Below are 836 nucleotides of genomic sequence, written 5' to 3' on the forward strand. Positions count from 1 at the left end.
CTGATCATGTTCCTGCTGAACAAACCCGAAATCCGACGCATCGAAGGCGTCGAGGAGTTCATCCGGGAACAACGAGCCGCGCACGGAAAGATGTCACGCGCCGAGGTCAATACGCTAATCGCCTTCGGGTTCACCGTCACGCTATGGCTGCTGCCCGCCTTCGCCAGCCTCATCGCCGGCACCGAGTCCGACGTCTACATTTTCCTGGACGACCGCCTGGACGAGGGAATCGTGGCGGTTCTCGGAGCGGCACTGCTGTTCATCCTGCCCACGAACTGGAAGGAACGCCGGGCCACCCTCACCTGGTCCGATGCCGCCCGGATCGATTGGGGAACCATCATCCTCTTTGGCACCGGAATCATCTTCGGTTCACTCCTGGCCGCGACCGGACTCGCCGAGACCATCGGGGCTGCCGCATCAGAGAACCTCGGTGTCACCAACATCGTGACCATCACCGCGTTCTCCGCGATACTTGCCATCCTCATCTCCGAGACCACCAGCAATACAGCATCAGCCGCTGTTGTCGTGCCGATTGTCATCCCGCTCTGCATCGCTATGGGCCTGGACCCCTTTATTCCGGCACTGGCGGCAACCTTCGCAGCCTCATTCGGATTCATGCTTCCCGTCTCGACCCCCCAGAACGCCATCGTCTACGGCTCAGGAGCGGTACCCATCACCAGGATGATCCGCACCGGTGTCGTCTTCGACATCCTGGGCGCAATCCTCATCATCAGCATCGTCCCCGTGATGATCGCTGTAACCGGCATCGGCGGCTAACCACAGCCAAAACGCACAAGGAAATGCCTCCGCGGCGGAACCAGCCCTGTGTCCGGTTC

1 protein-coding gene is annotated in these 836 nt (G+C 60.9%); it reads left to right on the forward strand.

Translation table 11 applies throughout. From position 1 onward, the window contains the following. On the forward strand, window positions 1-777 hold a 777-nt coding region (locus D477_RS20380), incomplete at its 5' end, for an SLC13 family permease (protein ID WP_043847802.1). Window positions 778-836 lie beyond the last annotated feature (59 nt).

The organism is Arthrobacter crystallopoietes BAB-32, from assembly GCF_000328305.2.
Taxonomy (GTDB): Bacteria; Actinomycetota; Actinomycetes; order Actinomycetales; family Micrococcaceae; genus Crystallibacter; species Crystallibacter crystallopoietes_A.